Origin of the sequence: Pseudomonas sp. ok272 (genome assembly GCF_900109995.1) — a bacterium.
GTDB lineage: Bacteria > Pseudomonadota > Gammaproteobacteria > Pseudomonadales > Pseudomonadaceae > Aquipseudomonas.
Window position 1 is genome coordinate 69,933 of record NZ_FOCB01000008.1, and the last position, 18,604, is coordinate 88,536.

13 protein-coding genes are annotated in these 18,604 nt (G+C 55.8%); 3 read left to right on the top strand and 10 right to left on the bottom strand.

Going from position 1 to position 18,604, the window contains the following annotated elements; genetic code table 11:
• Positions 1-3 precede the first annotated feature (3 nt).
• On the top strand, positions 4-1,353 hold the full coding sequence (locus tag BMW74_RS13395) for an aminotransferase class I/II-fold pyridoxal phosphate-dependent enzyme (protein ID WP_093420783.1): 1,350 nt from the start codon (positions 4-6) through the stop codon (positions 1,351-1,353).
• A gap of 87 nt (positions 1,354-1,440) precedes the next feature.
• Here the strand turns inward: BMW74_RS13395 and BMW74_RS13400 are convergent, their stop codons facing one another.
• The 7 genes from BMW74_RS13400 to BMW74_RS13430 form a co-directional block, all read right to left on the bottom strand.
• Positions 1,441-2,946, bottom strand: a complete 1,506-nt coding sequence (locus BMW74_RS13400; RefSeq protein WP_093420788.1) for a capsular polysaccharide export protein, LipB/KpsS family — start codon at positions 2,944-2,946, stop codon at positions 1,441-1,443.
• Positions 2,947-2,957: 11 nt separating this feature from the next.
• Complete coding sequence (locus BMW74_RS13405; protein WP_093420793.1) at positions 2,958-3,554, bottom strand: GNAT family N-acetyltransferase; 597 nt, start codon at positions 3,552-3,554, stop codon at positions 2,958-2,960.
• Positions 3,547-4,992 (bottom strand): LTA synthase family protein, encoded by a 1,446-nt coding sequence (locus BMW74_RS13410; protein WP_256562567.1) that lies wholly within the window; start codon positions 4,990-4,992, stop codon positions 3,547-3,549. Before BMW74_RS13410 ends, BMW74_RS13405 begins: the two co-directional genes overlap by 8 nt.
• A gap of 64 nt (positions 4,993-5,056) precedes the next feature.
• Complete coding sequence (locus tag BMW74_RS13415) at positions 5,057-5,833, bottom strand: SDR family NAD(P)-dependent oxidoreductase (protein ID WP_093420803.1); 777 nt, start codon at positions 5,831-5,833, stop codon at positions 5,057-5,059.
• Positions 5,830-7,152 carry a capsule biosynthesis protein gene (locus tag BMW74_RS13420; RefSeq protein WP_093420808.1) on the bottom strand — a complete coding sequence of 441 codons (1,323 nt, stop codon included), beginning with the start codon at positions 7,150-7,152 and terminating at the stop codon, positions 5,830-5,832. Before BMW74_RS13420 ends, BMW74_RS13415 begins: the two co-directional genes overlap by 4 nt.
• Entirely contained in the window at positions 7,089-9,122 is a 2,034-nt protein-coding gene (locus tag BMW74_RS13425; protein ID WP_093420813.1) for a capsular polysaccharide biosynthesis protein, read from the bottom strand. Before BMW74_RS13425 ends, BMW74_RS13420 begins: the two co-directional genes overlap by 64 nt.
• A gap of 284 nt (positions 9,123-9,406) precedes the next feature.
• Positions 9,407-10,453: a phosphotransferase family protein gene (locus tag BMW74_RS13430; protein ID WP_093420818.1), complete on the bottom strand. Its 1,047-nt coding sequence runs from the start codon at positions 10,451-10,453 to the stop codon at positions 9,407-9,409.
• Positions 10,454-10,670: 217 nt separating this feature from the next.
• On the opposite strand from BMW74_RS13430, the gene BMW74_RS13435 reads away from it, so the two are divergent.
• Both BMW74_RS13435 and BMW74_RS13440 read left to right on the top strand, forming a co-directional pair.
• Entirely contained in the window at positions 10,671-11,606 is a 936-nt protein-coding gene (locus tag BMW74_RS13435) for a KpsF/GutQ family sugar-phosphate isomerase (RefSeq protein ID WP_093420822.1), read from the top strand.
• 47 nt (positions 11,607-11,653) lie between these two features.
• Positions 11,654-13,204 (top strand): glycosyltransferase family 61 protein, encoded by a 1,551-nt coding sequence (locus tag BMW74_RS13440; RefSeq protein WP_093481573.1) that lies wholly within the window; start codon positions 11,654-11,656, stop codon positions 13,202-13,204.
• 320 nt (positions 13,205-13,524) lie between these two features.
• On the opposite strand, the gene BMW74_RS13445 is transcribed toward BMW74_RS13440, so the two are convergent.
• Genes BMW74_RS13445 through BMW74_RS13455 form a run of 3 tightly spaced genes read right to left on the bottom strand, consistent with a single transcriptional unit; the run spans position 13,525 to position 18,088 of the window.
• Positions 13,525-14,604 (bottom strand): NAD-dependent epimerase/dehydratase family protein, encoded by a 1,080-nt coding sequence (locus tag BMW74_RS13445; RefSeq protein ID WP_093420832.1) that lies wholly within the window; start codon positions 14,602-14,604, stop codon positions 13,525-13,527.
• Positions 14,601-15,323: an IspD/TarI family cytidylyltransferase gene (locus BMW74_RS13450; protein WP_093421454.1), complete on the bottom strand. Its 723-nt coding sequence runs from the start codon at positions 15,321-15,323 to the stop codon at positions 14,601-14,603. The genes BMW74_RS13445 and BMW74_RS13450 overlap by 4 nt, the downstream gene beginning before the upstream one ends.
• Positions 15,324-15,337: 14 nt before the next feature.
• Positions 15,338-18,088, bottom strand: a complete 2,751-nt coding sequence (locus BMW74_RS13455; RefSeq protein ID WP_093420837.1) for a CDP-glycerol glycerophosphotransferase family protein — start codon at positions 18,086-18,088, stop codon at positions 15,338-15,340.
• Between the last annotated feature and the right edge of the window lie 516 nt (positions 18,089-18,604).

Below are 18,604 nucleotides of genomic sequence, written 5' to 3' on the forward strand. Positions count from 1 at the left end.
ACTATGACCACCAACCGTTCACCAGGGCTTGGCACTTCGATGAAGGACAAGCTGATCCAGCAAGCCCTGGAGCGACGCCTGCGCCAAGCAGGTGACAACACGCCAGCGGCTTCGTTGGCGGATGTGAACCTCAACGCCCGCTCCGTGCCTGAGCAGTTCTACCGCTTCGATCAGCACCCTGGCTATCAGCAGCTGCGGATCATGCATGACGGCGCGGCGCGTTTTGGCCTGAGCAACCCGTTCTTCAAGCTGCACGAGGACCTGGCCGGTGCCGAGACGACGATTCAGGGCCAGCGCTTCGTCAACTTTGCCAGCTACAACTACCTGGGGTACTCCGGGCACCCGGTGGTTGCCGAGGCGGCCAAGGCGGCCATCGACCGCTATGGCACCTCGGTATCGGCCAGTCGACTGGTGTCTGGAGACCGGCCAATCCATCGCGAATTGGAAGCCGAGTTGGCCAGGCTCTATGGCGTTGATGATGCCATCACCTTTGTCAGTGGACATGCCACCAACGTCACCACCATCGGCTATCTGTTTGGTCCTCGGGACCTGGTGGTGCATGACGAACTGATCCATAACAGCGTGCTGCAAGGCATTCAGTTGTCGGGTGCGCGGCGCCTGAGCTTCGCCCACAACGACTGGCAGGCCCTGGATCGTTTGCTCAGTGACCAGCGCCAGCATTTCGAGCGGGTGCTGGTAGTGCTCGAAGGCATCTACAGTATGGATGGCGACTATCCGGACCTGCCGCGCTTCGTCGAGCTCAAGCGCAAGCACCGCGTGTTCCTGATGGTCGATGAGGCTCACTCGTTGGGCGTCATGGGCGCCAATGGCCGGGGCATTCGCGAGCACTTTGACCTGGCGGGCGCCGATGTCGATATCTGGATGGGCACCTTGAGTAAAACCCTGGCCAGTTGCGGTGGGTATATCGCAGGTGAATCGGCGCTGGTAGAGCACCTGAAGTTCATGGCCCCGGGATTTCTCTACAGTGTCGGCATGCCGGCCTCGGCGGCGGCGTCGGCGTTGGCCGCCTTGCGGTGCATGGCCCACGACGGCGAACGGGTCGCGACCCTGCAAGCCCGTGGCAAGCAGTTCTTGGCGTTGGCCGCCGAGGCCGGCCTGGACACCGGTACCAGCACGGGGCTTGCGGTCATTCCGGTGATCACGGGCAGCTCCTTCAAGGCCACGAAACTGTCCGGGGCCTTGGCGCTACGGGGCATCAATGCCCAGCCGATCCTGCACCCTGCCGTGCCGGAGAAAGCCGCCCGGGTACGTTTCTTCGTTTCGTGTCAGCACACCCCCGAGCAAATTGCCGAAACCGTGGCGATCGTCGCCCAGGAGCTGAAGAAGCTCTAGGGACGTGGCGGTTCATGCGCGCGCTGGGGGCAGTCAGCATTGTGTGTGGATGCAGGTGCCCGCAGCCGCGCGGGTGTGGGGCCGCTGCTAGAACATGCCCTTGAGGTAGCGGCGCAGTTGACGACCGCGTGGCCAGTGGGCGAATCGGCCAGTGCTGGCGCGCGCAGCGTGTGCCTGCGCCTGTTGATGGCTGCAAGGCAGGCCACGAACCTGCACCAGATGCTGCAAGTCATCCGCTTGACTGATCGTGTGCGGCGATGCGGCGTCCTGCTGCGCGCGGCAATCAACCATCAGCGATGTCGGGGCGTCGCGTTCGGATGACGTCCAGGTGCCCGGACTGATGCGCCACACGGGCAGTCCGCAGGCCTTGGCGCGCAGGTGCACGTCGGCGGCTTCGCTCGCTGCCCACACCAGCAACTTGCCGCGTTCGCGGGCCACCTGCGCCATCAGCCCGCTGCTGTCCTTGGAGAACTTCAACTGGCCCCATCGGCTGTCGAGCAAGCGGCGCAAGGTGGCGTGTTGGCGACGAGGCACGCCAAGTACGGTTACGTTGCCGGCGAACAGCGAGTCCTGGTGTTTTTGCCGCGCCAATTGATGGGCCACGGTCATCACATCGCAGCGTTGGTCCGTCAGTGGATCGACATAACGGCAGTAGCGGATGTACGCCGCTGCCACCAGTTGTTCAAGGCTCGGCTGGGCCTGGCGACGAGGGATGGCCAGGCGATCATCGGTCAAGCCCCAGCCGGCATAGAATGGCAGGCCGAAACAGGTAACCGGGATGCCCTGGATCAGCGCCTCCAGCCCCGCCTGACTGGTGCCGACATAGACCCGTGCCGCCCGGCGTGCCAAGGAAGCCCAGGACACATGGCGGCTTTCCAGTGTGACGCCGCGGGCCAGGGCCGCGTCGAGCAGGCAGCTTTTCTTGTGGCCGTTGATGCAGTCGGGGTGAATGCGTACGCGGACATCCGCGGTGGGGTTTTGCGCCAGCGCTTCGTCGAGCATGCGAATGAAATCCGCCTCCCGAAGCCCGCCGCCAGGGATGGAGAAGTCACCATAGGTCTGGTCCACCACCAGGATCAGTGGTGTGTCGCGGCCCAGCGGATCGTCGGCGGGCAAGTCCGGAGCGTTGTTGTACTTGCCGATGCCACTGCTGCGCATCAGTGCGATCAACTCGTGCGCGGTGGCCAGTTCCGAGGGGAGCAGTGAGCTCGGGGTCTGTAGGATGTTCTCCAGCAACGACGGTCGATCGGCCAGGTAGTGGATGCCGATCGGGTCGACCACCATCGACATCGGTGTATCGCCTTCCACGCCAAGGGAAGAGGAGCGTAGAAAGCCGTCTTCCAGCGCCACATAAGGAATGTCCCAGCGCTTGCACAATACCCGTGCCTGGTCGGACGAGCGCTTGTAGCCGATCCCGGCAATCGCCTTCAAGCCCTCGGGCCGCGTTTTGCCACGCCGCCACAACCAATGGGGGGAGCCTTCGGGGTCGAGAAATTCGCTCAGGTGGAAGACTTTCCACATCACCCATTGCGACATGATCCCTACCCAGCCAGGGCCTTCCACCAGCGATTGAAGGGGAGGGAGTCGATTCATTTCGGGAGCGCTCATGGGTGGGGCGACAACCTGCGGCGCAGGTTGAGGACAGTGGGGACTGGCAGCAGGCGGTTCAACGTCACCGGGAACCTGTGTATCGAGGTGAAGCCATGGCGGGCATAGAGCGCCCGCGCACCGAGGTTGTTCGCCTGTACCTCAAGCTCGATGGTTCGATGACCGCTGTCCTGAGCCCGTTCGCAGGTCGCGTGCAACAGGGCGCTGGCCACGCCTTGGCGGCGTGCGGTCTTGCGCACACGCAAGCCATACAGGTAAAAGCCGTAGCGCCACTCGCGGCACTCACTGATCGCAAACAAGCCATAGCGCAGTAAGCCGCTGAGCAGGCCGAACTCATTGATGAACGGACGAATGCCGGGAGAGAACGGCCCGCGCCGGTGTTGTTTGAAGGCGGCATAACCTAGCGGGACGCCGTTGCGACAGGCTATCAGGACGCGGTCCCAGTTGATGGCCTGTGCCAGTAAGCGATAGCGGCAGTCTACGTCCCCGAGAATGAATGCCAGCGAGCCGCGCCCCGACGTGATCCAGCGGGCAATCGCCGGGTCGCGCTGCGCAATGCTGGACGCGAGGACGATGTGCAGCGGCTCAGTCATTGCGGGCGGGGATCAGGTGATCGATGAAGGTCTTGGCCAGCCGCTCCACGCCCAGGTCTGCCGGTGCACTGGCATTGCGCACGGTATTGGACCAGATGAAGTAGTTCGTATCGCCATTTGGCTCGCCGAGCGCGGTGTAAACATCGGGCAGGATGGGGACATGGTCGCCAAAGAAGCACAGCCCGGTAGGCGTCGTGCGCGCCAACAGGTGTTCACGCAGTTGGCCGAGCATGCGGTCGGCGTTGCTCAGGTGACGCACATAAGGGGCCAGGTCGCGCAGGTCATCCGGGAGCGGGCGGTCGAACCATTGCGCGCAGTCTGCGGCGTCGACGTTCTCCAGGTGCAGCGGGCCATGGTTTTCCATGGTGATGGCGTGAATGTACAGCGGCTGGGTACGGGATGGGTCGTCGAGCAAGGCGCTGATCTTTTCGCCCACGGCACAGTCACCGATGAAGGGGCCGGCTTTTTGCTGCTCGGTGAAGCTGCGCACGTCAATGAACTCGTCGAAGCCCAGCGCCGGCAGCACCTTGTCCCGACCGTAGAAACCGCCGACGTAAGGGTGTACGCATACCGTGCGGTAGCCCTGGCGCTTGAGTGCCGTGGCGATGCTGGCGACGCCCAGGCGCGCCAGGTGACGATAGGGGTTGAAACGGTGGACGCCGAGTTGATCGACCTTGATGCCGGTGAGGAAAGCGAACTCGGTGCGCACGGTGTTGGCGCCCCAGGCGGCCACATGCAGATTGCCCTGGGCCAGCGCTTCGCCCCGCAAGGTGTCGAAGTGGCTGAGTACCTGCGGGCGAATGCCAGGCCATAGCGCGCGCGCATCGAAGAACGATTCGCTTTGTACCGACACCAAGTCCGGCAGCCCGCTGGGGGAGGCGTCAGGCGCCTGCTCGGTGCAGAAAGGTGAGTTCAGTTGGGCGAGGTCCACGGGCCGGCGAGCGGCAAAGAAGTATGTCCAGAGGCAGGCGGCCAGCCCCCAGCGACTCAGGTCGAGGCTGGCATCAAAGGTCGGTTGGAGTGGCTTCAGTGCGCCAAGCATCATCAGCGCCAACCCGCCCAGCAGCCAACATGTCGCAACGACGGGGGCGTCGGTGCCGACGGGCTCGAAGTACAAGCCACAGGCCAGGTAGATCACAAACAGCACCGCCAGGCCAATGGCCTTGCCGATGCCGAAGAAGGGCAAGTACAGGCGTGGATAACGTACCGCGTCGCTGAAGTACTCGAAGTCCGCGCAGACGAAGGGCTCGCGCAGTGAGTGGTACTTGGCGTTGCTCACCAGCACGATCAGCAGCCACAGCGCCAGGACATTCACCGCGCTGAAATGGGCCCGGCCGGTGATCAGGTACAACAGGCCGACGGCAAAGGTCCAGGCGCCAGCGTGCAACAGCCAACTGCGCAATGGACGGCGCCAAACGGGGCGGGGGGCCAGGAGCATTTCCATGGCACACGACAGGAGAAATCCAACGACCACAATCGAGCACAAAGCGCTATTGAAAAAATCAGGCACCGTAATCCAGCCAACGCAAAATGATTGACGACAGCCGGGGCGGGATGACCGCCAAGGCCCAACATCCAAGGTTCAACGGGAACGGAAAACTGATGCGCGCCTGGTTCGCTGCCAGGCCCCGCTGAATCCGCCGCGCGGCTTTTTCCGGGCGCCACAGCAGGGGCTTGGGACCGGGCATTTCAAAGCACATTTTCGATTCGACGTAGCCGGGCATGATCACGTTGATCTTCACCCCATCTGGCGCCACCAGGTCGCGCATGGCTTCGCCGTACGCCTTGATTGCCGCCTTGCTGGCGCTGTAGCTGGGGGTGGCCGGCAGCCCGCGCCAGCCGGCCAATGAACTGAACAGGGCGATCTGCCCCGACTTGCGCGCGCGCATGGCGGGCAACGCGGCCTGTACGGTGGCCAGTGCCGCGAGCACGTTGATTTCGATCAGCGCGTGAGACAGTTCCCAGACCTCGCCTTCGCCGTTGTCGCCCGTCGAGGTATTGACCCCGGCACCGACAATGATCAGGTCCGGTTGTTCGCGGGCACTGATCTCACTGATCCAGTTGCGCAAGGCGTCGAGGTTTTGCACGTCCAGGGAATGGAGCACTACCCGGGCACCGGCGGCGCGGCACTGCGCGGCCATTTCTTCCAGGCGGTCAAGGCGTCGACCTTGCAGGATCAAAGTCACCCCCGGTGCCGCATAAGCAGGCGCCAGGGCACCACCGATACCGCCTGTGGCGCCGGTGATGAGAATGCAGCGTGGAGCGGGGGCGCGCGTCATAGGTACTGTTCAATTCTTGAGGTTTTGGCCAGCAACACTTCCACAGAGTTGGTCACGGCCATCTCAATACCGCAGCGGGTGTAGAAGCCGCCGTTGACCTGGGTGGTGTGAATCACCGTGCTGCGAAAGCGCTGGAACAGCGTTTCGTCAGGCGGTTGAGGTGAACTCCAGAACTCCTCAAGGCTGCCTTGGTGGGTCAGGCCATCGAGGTTGTAGATCGGGTCGCTCAGGGCGATGGTCGGTATGTTGTGCATCAACGACGATCCACCGACGGTGCTATTGACCGTGATCACGCCCGCGACATGAGACAACAACGTTGGCATGTGCCCGCTTTCGAGGAATTCCACTCGATCCGCGATGCCGAACTTATCGGCAATGCGCCGGGTGATGCGTTGGTAGTTGACGATGCCTGGGGTCAGGGGGTGATTCTTTACCACCAGTCGCGTGTCGCTGCCGGCATGACGGGCGAATGAGCCCAGCACATGCTTCAACACGTCCTTCATGTGTTTGAACGGCGAGTGGTCGCGGATCTGTGCATCGCTGTCCAGTTGCAGTGGCAGCAGGAAGGTGCGATGGCGATTGCGCGCCACCTCACTGATCACCTCGGAGTCGTGCCCCTTGGCCTTGAGCAAGCGCAGGCCCTGGCGAATGTAGCCCGCGTACTCAACCGCCGCGTTGAACGGTGCGTGGGTCTGGTAGTGAGGGAAGACGATTTTGTTCAGTGCGCCGCCGATGTGGTACGCCACATCGTGGAACGCCCGCGAAGCGAAAGACAGGCGGAACGCATTGCCGTTGTGATAACGCGGGATGTACTTGCCCACTTCGCGATACCACTCAGGGTCGCGGGGCAGCAACGAATGATTGTTGACTCCGTTGCGCTCAAGGGTGACCCAGTAGGGACGGAAGTAGCCTTCCTCGAACACATGCACGCGAATGCCCAGCGACTTGGCCAACTGCACCGCCGGTTGGTGCACCGGACGGCAGTCGCCGAACAGCACCACGTCGGTGATGTGCTCGGCCCGGAAGCACTGGCTGTAGAAATCCATCAGTTGCTCGGGGCGTGCCGAATAAAACACCCGGGCACCGCTGCCGTACAGGGTATCGCCAATGTTGAAGTTAACGGATTTGACGAGTTGCCCTTCGGCACGCAGGGCTTGCGCCAGCGCGGCGAAAAACGGCGAACTGACGCCCTGCAGCAACAGGAACGAGTTGCGTGGCTTGGCCGTTACCAGGCGCTTACTGCGCTGCACCGGAGCTACGAGGCTCTCAGGCGGCGTTTGAAGGGCGTAAGCAGTAAACGCAGGATCATCTCTGGCCATGTTGACGCTCTTCCTTGCTGAGGGACTTCATCCCAGTTCTGTATCTCGATTAACGTGCGTTCGGGTGTGGTGAATTTCTGGGTGATGCGGCTGACATAGGTCGGGTAGCGGATCAAGGTGCCGGCCACCAGCTCATCGAGCGTCAAGCGCCGGGTACGACGTGCCTGGACGTTCGCGCTCAGGTCCTGATCGCAGGTCAAACCCCAGCCGGCATAGAACGGCTGGCCGTAGGTGGTCACCGGAACACCGCGCAACAAGGCCTCGAAGCCGGATTGCGAGGTCAACACATGGACCTCGTCCACCTCGGGCAACAGTTCGTGAAAGGGCACATCGCCCACCACCTGATTGCACCAGTCGCTGGAGCGTTCTTCGTCAATGCCGGCCTCGCGGGTGCCGGCCAGTACTTCGGGGTGCGGCTTGTACAACAGCCACGCCGTTGGGTGGCGTGTGCGCACCGCCTTGAGCAAATCGAGATTGCGTCGGATCTGGTGCGCGCCGTAGTGGATCGACGCATCGGACTCCACCTGGCCGGGCACCAGAATCACCTTGTCGACGCCGGCCGGACGCTTCCACGTGCTGCCGGGCAGGTTGTACTTGGTGACCCCGGCCTTGCAGATCGCTTCACGCAAGGCAGCGGCTCGTTGCAGCAAACCCGGGCTGCACGGCTCATGTTGCAGCAGGTGCTCCAGGCGCGAAGGGCGGGTAGCGTCGTAATAGATGCCCAGGTCGTCGAAAACCCAGGACAGGGGACGAGTCTTCTTCGCGCCCAGGCCGACCGATCGCAGGAAGCCGTCTTCGACGCGGCCCAGGTGGTTGGCTTTGTTTTGTTGCGCCAATGTCAGGTCGTGCTGGCAACCCCAGGTCACCACCCCGGCGTCGCTCGCCAGATTTTTGGGATGCGGGGCGAAACGAATGGCCGAGCCATCGAAGAAGTCCTGCACCAACGGTTGCTTCCATGTGCTGAAACCGACCATCTGCAGGTCTTGCGGCAAGCGACTGCGCATCCGTCGTTGCAGTCCGAGCCAGGTCAGCACCGCCTCAGGTGGGCAAGGCTCGCCGGTCTCGGGATCAACGTAGCGCGGGTATTCCACCAGCGCGGCGTGCAGCAACTGTTCAAGACTCACCGGCTGGCGCCGCGTCGGCGCGGGCAGGGCATCGACGGTCAAGCCCCAGCCGGCATAGAACGGCATGCCAAAGGTATGCACGGGCACGCTCCACAACAAGGCGTCGAAGCCCAATTGCGAGGTCATCACATACACCGCCTGGACGGCCGACAGCAACTCGGCCGGGTGCACGTTATCGCTGATCAACTGCACCCGTGGCCGCTCGCGCAGCGCCGCCAGGTCAAAGTGCCCTTGCTTGCGCCCGGCCACCACATCCGGATGAACCTTGACCACCACTGTGCTGTGGGGGTGCTGGGCCAGTGCAGCCTCGAGCATGCGCTCGAAATCGGCGGCGGTCGCGCCTTGCAGCGAAGCATCGCCGCGGGTCTGATCGGCGACCAATACACAGGGCTGCGGCAGCGAATAGGGGTGGATGCGTGCGGCGTTGTACTTGGACACCCGTTCTTCGCACCAGCTCACTTGCAGGGCGCGGGCCCGCAGTATTTGCGCTTCGGTGAGCGGGACGGGAATCAATTGCTCCAGGCGCGAGGGGGCGCTGGCATCGTAGTAAATGCCCAGCGGGTCGACCACGAGTGATAACGGCGGATCGTCGCTACCCAGTCCCACCGAACGCAGGAAACCATCCTCGACCGTGAGCAATGGCAAGCCGGCGTCTCGCGCCGCCGCCTGGGCAACCAGGGCGCTGGGCTTACGGCCCCAGGCAAGCACCTCGTCTGCTTGAGCGAGGTCGCTGGCGGTGCCGTGGGCTAACCGATATTCGGGGAGTAACGCAGCAAGCGTGGAAATCCGCTGCGCACCCTTGGACAAAATCAGCAAAGTGCGCAGATGGGGAGAGTCTTGATCCATAAAAAACAGCGGCTATCCGTAACGAGCGCAGTCATTTGCCAGGCATGAGTAGGACATGTCTGACAGAAAAAGCTCAATCAAATTGGCCGCGCATACTAATACAAATGGCTTGGTGGCACTCACAAAATTACGATAATTCGGTAAGATTTTTCACATGCTGCATGTAGGAGCGCTTAAGTGGCATGAAGGGGACGTCTCTGCACGTTAGCGCGACCACCCATGGTGTGGTGGTGCTCGATCGTGAAGCCGAAACCACAGATGCCGACGTTCAGAGGTGGATCAGGCTAGAGGGAGAGCGTCAGCAAGTACTCATACTTCTCGCGTAGCAGGTCAAGCTTCCCGCGTTGCTGGTACTCGGCAATGGTCTTGGGACGCAGGAAATGCCACAGGGCATTTTGTAGGAAAAAATAGTCCGCGTTGCGCAGCGCGCTGGGTGCATCGAATCGCTGATCCAGTGCCTCGACATAACGGCTCAAGAACTCGCCACGGACCTTGGCAAACTGCACCATGTCCCGTTGACGAAACATCGCGCTCAGGTAGGCGCCCGCATCAAAGCCGACCCGGCCGATCTTCACCTCGCTCCAGTCGATCATCTGCAAGCCGGCAGGGGAGACAAAGAAGTTCTTGGCCAGGTAGTCCATGTGGCAGAAACAGCGCGGCGTCTGGTTGGCTTGTGCTTGGGCGCGACGCAACGCCGGCTGCAATTTGCGCAAGCGTGCGGCCAGGCCTTGAAAGCGCGCGTCGCCTGCGGGCAGCGCATCGAGCGAGGGCAGGTAGCGCACAAAGTTGAAGCGCCAGCGCAGCAGGTACCAAGGTCGGAAGAAATCCATCTCCCAGAACCGATAACCCTGGCGCCAGCTATTCGTTTGCACGTGCCGATTGGACCGCTCTTCAATCTCTGCAATACCCTGCGCAATCTGTGGCGCAATCCTGGCCATGCGCGGTGCTTGACCGTGCACAAAGCGTGTGAAGATCAGGCTTTCCCATGGTGTTTCAATGACGCCCAGGCAATCGGGGTGTTGGAAGTGCACGCTACCGGCCAGCGCGCCACGCTCACGATAAAAGCGCGCCTCCAGGCTGGAAATAAACAGCACCTTGCGGATCGACTTTTCTACCACGTCGAAGGTGTCACCACTGTGCAGGTGGGTTAGACGGTGATGGCGCACGTAATTGACGAACGAGGCGTTGGATTCAAGGTCTTGGGTGCTGACGTGGTACTCGCCCGGCGTGTAGCCGAACACATGAGCCAAACGCTTCTCCAGGCTGGCATGACCCCACCAGAAAACATCTTCACGGCTGTACGGCACTTGTTGCTTTGATTCGGTATCCATGGGCTCCAACTGTCGACAACCACTGTAGTGCGATCTGATGGTGCGCGTCGCGACTCATCAAACGAGGCGCGATAGTACGGATAACATCCAGTGATTGCTATTAATGCGGCGATTGCGTCGTCAACACACAGCGTCCGGCAAGGGTGATCAACGTTCCCTCTATGGCAGTGAGCCGCTACCATACGCGCCACTTCAATCAAGGAACGATAGCGTCCCCATGAATCACCTTCCTATCGCCAAAGAAGCACTCTGTGCCCAGGCGCAAGCCATCAGCCAGCTTGCAGAACGCCTTGATCACCAATTCCAGCACGCTGTCGAACTGATCCTCGGATGTAAGGGTCGTACTGCCGTTTGCGGCATGGGTAAATCGGGGCTGATTGGCCAGAAAATGGTTGCCACCTTCGCCTCTACCGGCACCCCGAGCTTCTTCCTGCATCCGGCCGAAGCCTTTCACGGCGACCTCGGCATGCTCAAGCCAGTCGACGTGCTGATCCTGATTTCCTACAGCGGCGAGACCGAAGAAGTCATCAAGTTGATCCCAAGCCTGAAATCCTTCGGCAACAAGATCATCGCCATGACCGGCAACGGCCAGTCCACGTTGGCCAAACATGCCGACATCTGGCTCGACATCGGCGTGGAGCGCGAAGTCTGCCCGAACAACCTGGCACCCACCACCTCGACACTGGCGACCATGGCCATGGGCGACGCACTCGCTGTCGCCCTCATCACCGCCCTCGACTTCAAACCCATGGACTTCGCCCGCTACCACCCCGGTGGCAGCCTTGGTCGTAAACTGCTGACCCGGGTCAGCGACGTCATGCACACCCATCTGCCCAAAACCACGCGCGATACCTCCTTTCACGACTGTTTGCTGGTCATGACCTCCAGCCGCCTGGGACTGGCGCTGGTGATGGATAACGACAAACTGATCGGCATCGTGACCGACGGCGACTTGCGCCGCGCACTGCTGGACAACCCTGGCGTGGTCAACGAAAACGTGGCGAGCTTCATGACCGCCAACCCCCATACCGTGAAGGCGAATGCACAGTTGTCGGAGGCTGAGGCTTATATGCTGGATCATAAGATTCGGGCGTTGCTGGTGACGGCGCAAGGGAGTGATGAGGTGGTGGGGGTTGTGGAGATATTTGATTAGAAGTGTTGTTTTGGTGTGTTTACATTTGATATTTTGGGTTGGGGTATATGAAAAAATTCTTTTGTAAAAATCCTTCAAAGTTTGAGAAGGAGCTAAATGCTATTGTTGAAACCAAGGACACCCTGAAAGTATCCTCTTTAGAGAATGGAATTATATTGCCGTTAAGGTTGACGACTCTTTCTAAGAAAAACACCTATGAGGGAGGGGTGTGTGATGGGGAGTTCAACTTCGTTGCCGGTTATTTTCGGAAGAGGAATGATTTCAAGGGCAATAAGACCTGCGTCCAGGCGTACTCTCCTGAAAAAGAAATAAGATATATAGATGAGGAGGTTGTTTTTGCGGGTATTTACTTTAATCATTTTGGTCATGCTATAACTGATGGGTTTTCCAGGTTGTGGTATTTATCAAAAGATAATCTTAAAGATAAAAAAGTTGTGTTCGTTAATGAGCCGGGTAATAAATACGACTGGATGAATATTCTTTGTTGTCTTGGGTTAACTAAAGACAATGTAATTGTTTTGCATGAAGATGAAAGCCCTATTAGATTTCGGAAAGTGCATATTCCGGATCAATCATTTTATTTTTTTGAAAGTTTTCATCAGGATATGATTGTTCCCTATGATTTGATTAGGCGGAATGTAGCGAGTAATGGCTCTGGCCCTGAAAGACTTTATTTGTCAAGAACCATGTTGAAGGATCCTGATTGCATCAATGAAGAGTATTTTGAAAGTCTGTACAAAGGCTTGGGTTATGAGGTTTTACATCTGCAGAATTTGAGTTTTTCCGAGCAGGTTGCAGCAATATCTTCCGCTAAAGAAATTGTATCGACTGTAGGCACTTTGACGCATATGGCGTTGTTTGCGGGAAATAATGTAAGTCTGGTTGGGTTGTTGCGAAGTAATAGTACGATTCCGGAGTTTCAGTATGTTATCGATAAAGTGAGGGAAGTGAATTTTGCTTATGTAGATGTAAGCTGTAATTTTTTACCTAGTCATGGTGAGTCGCGTGTATTTTATATTGGTCCAAATGAAAGCTGGAGAAGATTTTTTCTTGAGCGATATGACAGGCTCTTGAGTGGTGATATTTACGATTATATTGATCGCACGGGTCATAACGTTGGCGAGTACCTGAGGCGGTGGATAAATGTTTCTTTGAAGAGGAGGAATTTTAAATTTATCGCAAAGGCAAATATATATGACGTTGTTGAGAATTTGGAGAAGATAGAGTATTCGGGGCTTAAAGTTAAAGTTAGCGCAAGGAAAGAAATTGGTGATTTATATGATTTGGGAAAAAAGCTTCTAAATAAGAAATTTAATCTTCTTATTTCCAGAGATGGATCTGTATTTGACGTAGATAAAACGCTAGTGTTTTTGGCTGGTGGTCAACTGAAGGCGATCGTCGGAAAGTCGCATAATAATGAGGCTTATTGGAGTGTTATAGATGGTGGGCTTAAAATAATGTCTATCAAGGAGAGCGTCACGCATGAGTATTTCGAGCCAAAGATAAGTGGCGGGAAGATGTTTTTTTCCGGTGTTTTCAAAAGCAATCCATTTATTTTATTGCGCTTGGAAGAAGTCGTGGATGACAAGAAATCTTGAGCGAAAATTCGGGTGCGTTCTTGTCGTTAGACGGTGCAGCGCTTAGTTGGCACCGCTCTGGTATCTGGTCGACTGGGCAACTGATGGGGGGAGGTGGTGAGTGGGGCGTAATAATTTTTAAGCAAGAGCGTGATTCTAAAAAACATTGGGCAGGAGTATATTTCCGGCTGCGATGCAAGTCATTCGCCTGAGGTTAATATTTATGCAGGTGAGGTTCAAATTGGTTGGTTGTTGCGTGTTAGGTAAGTTGATTTTTTGCTAGGGGCTGATTTATGGTGCGACGACATACTTCTCTGTCGTCGCACTTTATTGGTCCAATCTTAAGAAGATTTTTCGTCCATATAGGCCAGTAAATTCTTATACATGTCTTGCAGGTTGGTCTTCGGATGCCATCCAAGAGTATTTAACTTTTGAGTGTCTAGGTTGATTTTTACAGTCGGTGCATAGCCTAGGTTTTCAAGATGCTCGGGCACCTTAATGACTACGTTGATTGTGTCCTGAGCGCACTCTTTGGCAACGAGTTCAGCCATGGCACGAATACTGATGTAGGTGTCACTGTTTGCCACGTTGTAGGCTTGGCCACTCTGGCCACACAACAGAATGATAAGCAGTGCAGTAATGGCATCGGCCGTATAAAGATAGTCCCTTTGTGTATCGCCCGGGGTGTGCAGAACAATGTCTTCACCGCGGCGAACGCTCGCACAGAATTGTGCGAATACCCGATTGTCTTCGGGGAAAATACCGGGGCCGAAAGTCAAGGTTAGGCGTGCTGTTTTTACCGGGACGCCATATTCACTGTGGTAGGCACAGCACAAGGTTTCTGCAGCCTGCTTGCTTTCTGGATAGCTGCTGCGTACTTGGAAAGGATCTATGTAACCAAAATCGATCTCGGATACTTTTCCCTCCTTGCTGACCGCACCATAGACTTCCATGGTCGACAAATACACCATCGAGGTCACGCCGTGCTCATGAGCGAAGCGAAGCAGGTTATCGGTTCCCCATAATGTAGTCTTGATAGTCTCCACCGGTGCCTGCACGAAGGATTTCGACTGGGTCACGCTGGCCGCATGCAGCACGTAATCGACAGGGCCTTCGATATCCAGTGGCGTGAGGATATCCCCCTCCAGGTACTGTAATTCGCTGCAGGCCGAATAGGCGGAAAAAGTGCGCTCGGCCTTTTTCTTGTCACGGACCAGGGCTATCACACGGGTTCGGTTCTGGTGTACATGGTTGGCGTACAGGATGGCCTTGACCAGTAGCCCGCCCATCAGGCCCGTGGCCCCGGTCACCAGCACGGTTTTATCTCTCAACATCGCCCATGGAACAGACTTCTCATGGGCGATTGCCTCAAGATCGTTAAGAAGTATCGCGCTTTCTTGTGGAAATAAAGGCATGGTCATTCCAATCCGTAAAGTTGAGTGTCTTCCCTGGAATCCAGAATGGCCCGGAAGATATAGAAGTCTATGGGAGTGGTAATCTTGATATTGATGCTTTCATAGAGCACGGAGTGCAATGGCTTTTCGAACCATTGCATCAATGTTGCGGAGTCGATCATATCCGTTTCCCCGCACTCGATGGCCTTCAGGTGAGCCGACAAAATATCTTTCAAATAGAAACTCTGGGGGGCTTTGGCGACTTCGCAATAGTTTCGGTCAAGAATCTCATTGGAAACCTTGTCCTGGGACGTCAGGATGATGGTCTCAATCGCTTTGGATACGGTAATAGCACTGCCATTGGCCAACACCGAGTCGATGTTGTCAGAAATCAACTTGGCGTTGATCAACGGCCTGACACCATCGTGGATGAGTACGACAGTGTCCTTCGGACACCGCTCGGAAATGCTGCGTAGCCCTCGGTAGATCGAGTCCTGCCCGGATGTGCCGCCCGGCACGATAGAGATGACTTTGTTGATATTGAACTTGGCAAGCAGGTTCTGAAGGTAGGGAATCCATTCTTCCAGGCACACGACCACGATGCTGTTGATATCGGGATGAGCTTCGAAATGCTCTAGCGTGTAAATGATGATCGGCTTGCCATGCAACTCCAGAAACTGTTTCGGCCTTGTTCTGGAGTTCATGCGCTGGCCGGTGCCCCCGGCGAAAATCAATGCAGTATTCATGATAATGGTCTCGATCAATCTTGAACGCAGTTCGTTGCTGAATCTGATGGCGCAGGTTTGAAAGCTTTTGTTTTGGTTTTTTGGTAGTCCAGCATGTCGTCATAAATACGCTTGCTACTGTCCAAGTCGCTGTGTGCGAAAAAGTCATTTTGGCGCGCAAGATAAAAGGGTTTGACGTTGCAATTATCCAGCATGTAGCTGCAGATATTGTTGACTAGTTCATCATGCTCAGTGCAGATCTCACCAAAGCCCATGGTGTCGTAGAAGAATCCACCTTCCTTGTAATGCGGTGGAAGTTTAGGCGGGTGGTAATAGACAACAGGTTTGCGCATGTAGGCAAAGTCAAATTGCACACCTGAATAATCGGTTACCATCAGGCTCGACTCGGTTAAGATCTCTTCATAGTTGATGCTCAATGAAGGTATGATTTCTATTCCATCACGCTTAGGGTAGTCGTCTATTTGAGCGCTAACCGTTGGGTGAAGTAGATAAATAATCTTATAGCCGGTTGCCTTGGCTGTTTCAATCAGGCGTGCGTCGGATAACAGTGAGTTATAGATTTTAAAGTAATCAGTATTTTTGAAGCCTGGGTAATAAGGTTTTGATTCATTTTTTGCCGTGGCGGGCATGGCGATATAGTTCCGCCAGGTGGGGGTTATGAGTATTTGCTTCTTGTCCTGGTTTACCAGTCCGTCATAGCGCGGGATTCCAGTAAGCTTTAGGGCCGACTTGTCTTCATATCCATATACAGGATGAGCAAGGTTTTGGATCTCGTATTTTGAGGCGCAGTAATATCTCTTCATGTTATTGAAGAGCCTGTTCGAGTTGAATGCCAGTTGCTGGACCGTCAAACCATGCTGGATGCAGGCTACGTCCGCACGGAGTAGATTTTGAAAGTAAATGATATCGCTGTCAGTGAACGAGTTAAATGAGTGGACGCCGCCATGGGTGGTGAAGATGGCTTCTGCATGAAGGAAGTGCAATTTATGCTTCAGGGTCCCGTATTTCAGCGGGCGATAGCCTTCGCTGCGCAGGCGAGCATAATCCGGCGATGTCTCGTTCAGGACGTACGCTGCTGATATTCCATCTTTGCGAGTGACGGCGTGCTTGTAGAAGTATTCGCCACAGTCACCCGCTTTGTAGAGCTTGTCATAGGTAAGCCAAATTCTGCTTCGGCTGAAAAATGGATAAGATAGCCAGTAGAGACAGCGAAGCGTGAAGAGCTGAGTGGGACACTTGTTGCTGAACAACATGTTGCTGAGTAATGCGTATTCAGCCTTGATCCGTGTGGTGAGCGTTGCCTTCTTCACGCTGATGGTTTTTTTGTTTGTAGCAAGGCGAAGGACGAACCCAGATGAGGCCCAATACGTTTTAGGAAGGCTGGAAGAGAGTCTGGATGTGTGGCGCTTCGTTATGATGGAGAGATCAACTAAATGGCCGTCGATCTTCAGCTTGAATGCAATGGCCCCAGGAGTAGATAGAAGTTTTTGTTTCGGTATTGCCACTTTGAAGGTGTGTCGCTTATGCACCGAAACGGAGAAGTACTTGGCGTGGGCGTAGCGATAGGTTTCTTGAACGATCAGTGGTTCTTTTGCATAGAACGCCAATAGCCGACACTTTGTTAGATCAACAAAATTATCTATAGAAGCTTCAATTATGAGGTTTTCTTCATCGTATTCAAGAAGCTCCAGCAGAACCTTTTGGTCGTTGGCCTTGAATAGAACTGTATTGTCTTGCTCGAGGAATGTATTTCCCTCGTAGTAAAAATATTTAGGGGTGTATTGGTCTTTGTACTTTAGATGCAGGAAGGTATATTTGATGAACTGTGTTAGTGTAAAAAACTTTGATTTTGTCGTGATTATGTCGGCATCTATTTGGTTGAGTAGATTGCCGCACAACTCAAAAAACGTTTCGACTTCTTCGTCGATAACATGTTTTGAGTTTGTATTTATGTTGTGTTGGAAGCGCCATTTTAGTTGGTAGGTGGCAGCGTGTTGTAGGTATTTAGGCAGGGTTCCGTCGCTATAGACGTGATTTTTGAAGAGTGGAATTAGAAAGTCTCTTGTCGTCTGCCAATACCACTCGGCCCTTAAGGCGAATGTCGAGCCCACCTCAGTTGACTCCAGGGAGTTGGTGGTCCTGAACGCAGCTGTTTTTGCGAACCCAAATTTCGGATTGGATTTGAGCAGACGGTAGATGAAGTCAAGGCCGAAATCGTATTCAAGCGATTCATTGAAACTACTGGAATCAAAGCATGCTTTTTTCAGGATGATTCCCGAAAATACGATTGGTACTAAATCAGGGTGCTCGTTCAACTCGATCAGTGCAGGCGAGTCTTTTCTGAAAATGAGATCGAACTTCTCGGTGTCCCTGAACAGGCAGGCGGTGTTGAGTGAAATAAATGAAACGAGTTTGGTCTGGGTTTTGAAAAAGACGCAAGCCTTCGCCAGTGAGCCGACAGGGAACATATCGCCAGGCAAGGCAAAGGTAATGTAGTCGCGGGTCGCGAGTTTGACGGCTTGATTGTAGGCCGCAGGAAGAGTGAGGTCCGGGCAGTCTACGAGGGTGATGAGCGAACGAAACCGTCTCAGCAAGCCCTCTGTCTCAGCCGCTTGTAAATCCTCGGTCGTCATGTTGAGGACGATAAGCTGCGGCAGTTGGTCGATTCGCTTAACGTCGGCCGTGAATTTCTGTACTAGAAACGATTTTATCGTCTCCAGGAAACGCTGAAGATTGCCAGTGTAGGGCACCACTGCGGTTAACATATGGATCCTTTCCTATTGAATTGAATATCAGTCGCTGCTGGCCTGGATGTTGACTGAGCGATCTACTGCTGTTGTTACAGAGTCGGGAAGTGCTCGCCTGTCGGCATCCAGCTAACGTGCTTGCACGTTGTAATGGGCTCTATGTCGACGTGCCCTTCCCGAGATTAAGCAGGATGTCGCGATGCCCGCTCTCTAGGTTTAGATGTAATACCGAGCCGCCTAGGCTTGCTGGGTAAAAAGCAGTAAAAAGCAGTAAAAAGCAGTAAACAGCGGTAACCAAGTGAAGAGGGTGTCCAGCGACTTGATTGGTTTGGAAGCGAACAGCGAGTGGTTTTTCCGGGGCTATCCACCGACTACAGGACGGTATTGCAGTAGCGGAGGAAGGGGCCGAGGCTTGCCAGCACGAGTAGGTGATGCTCGGTGCTGGCTACTTCGCGGCCGCGCTGTTCGGTGTAAACCAGGCTCTACAGCGCAATATCTGCCGATAGGCTCGAGGAGAGACCACACTACGGCGAA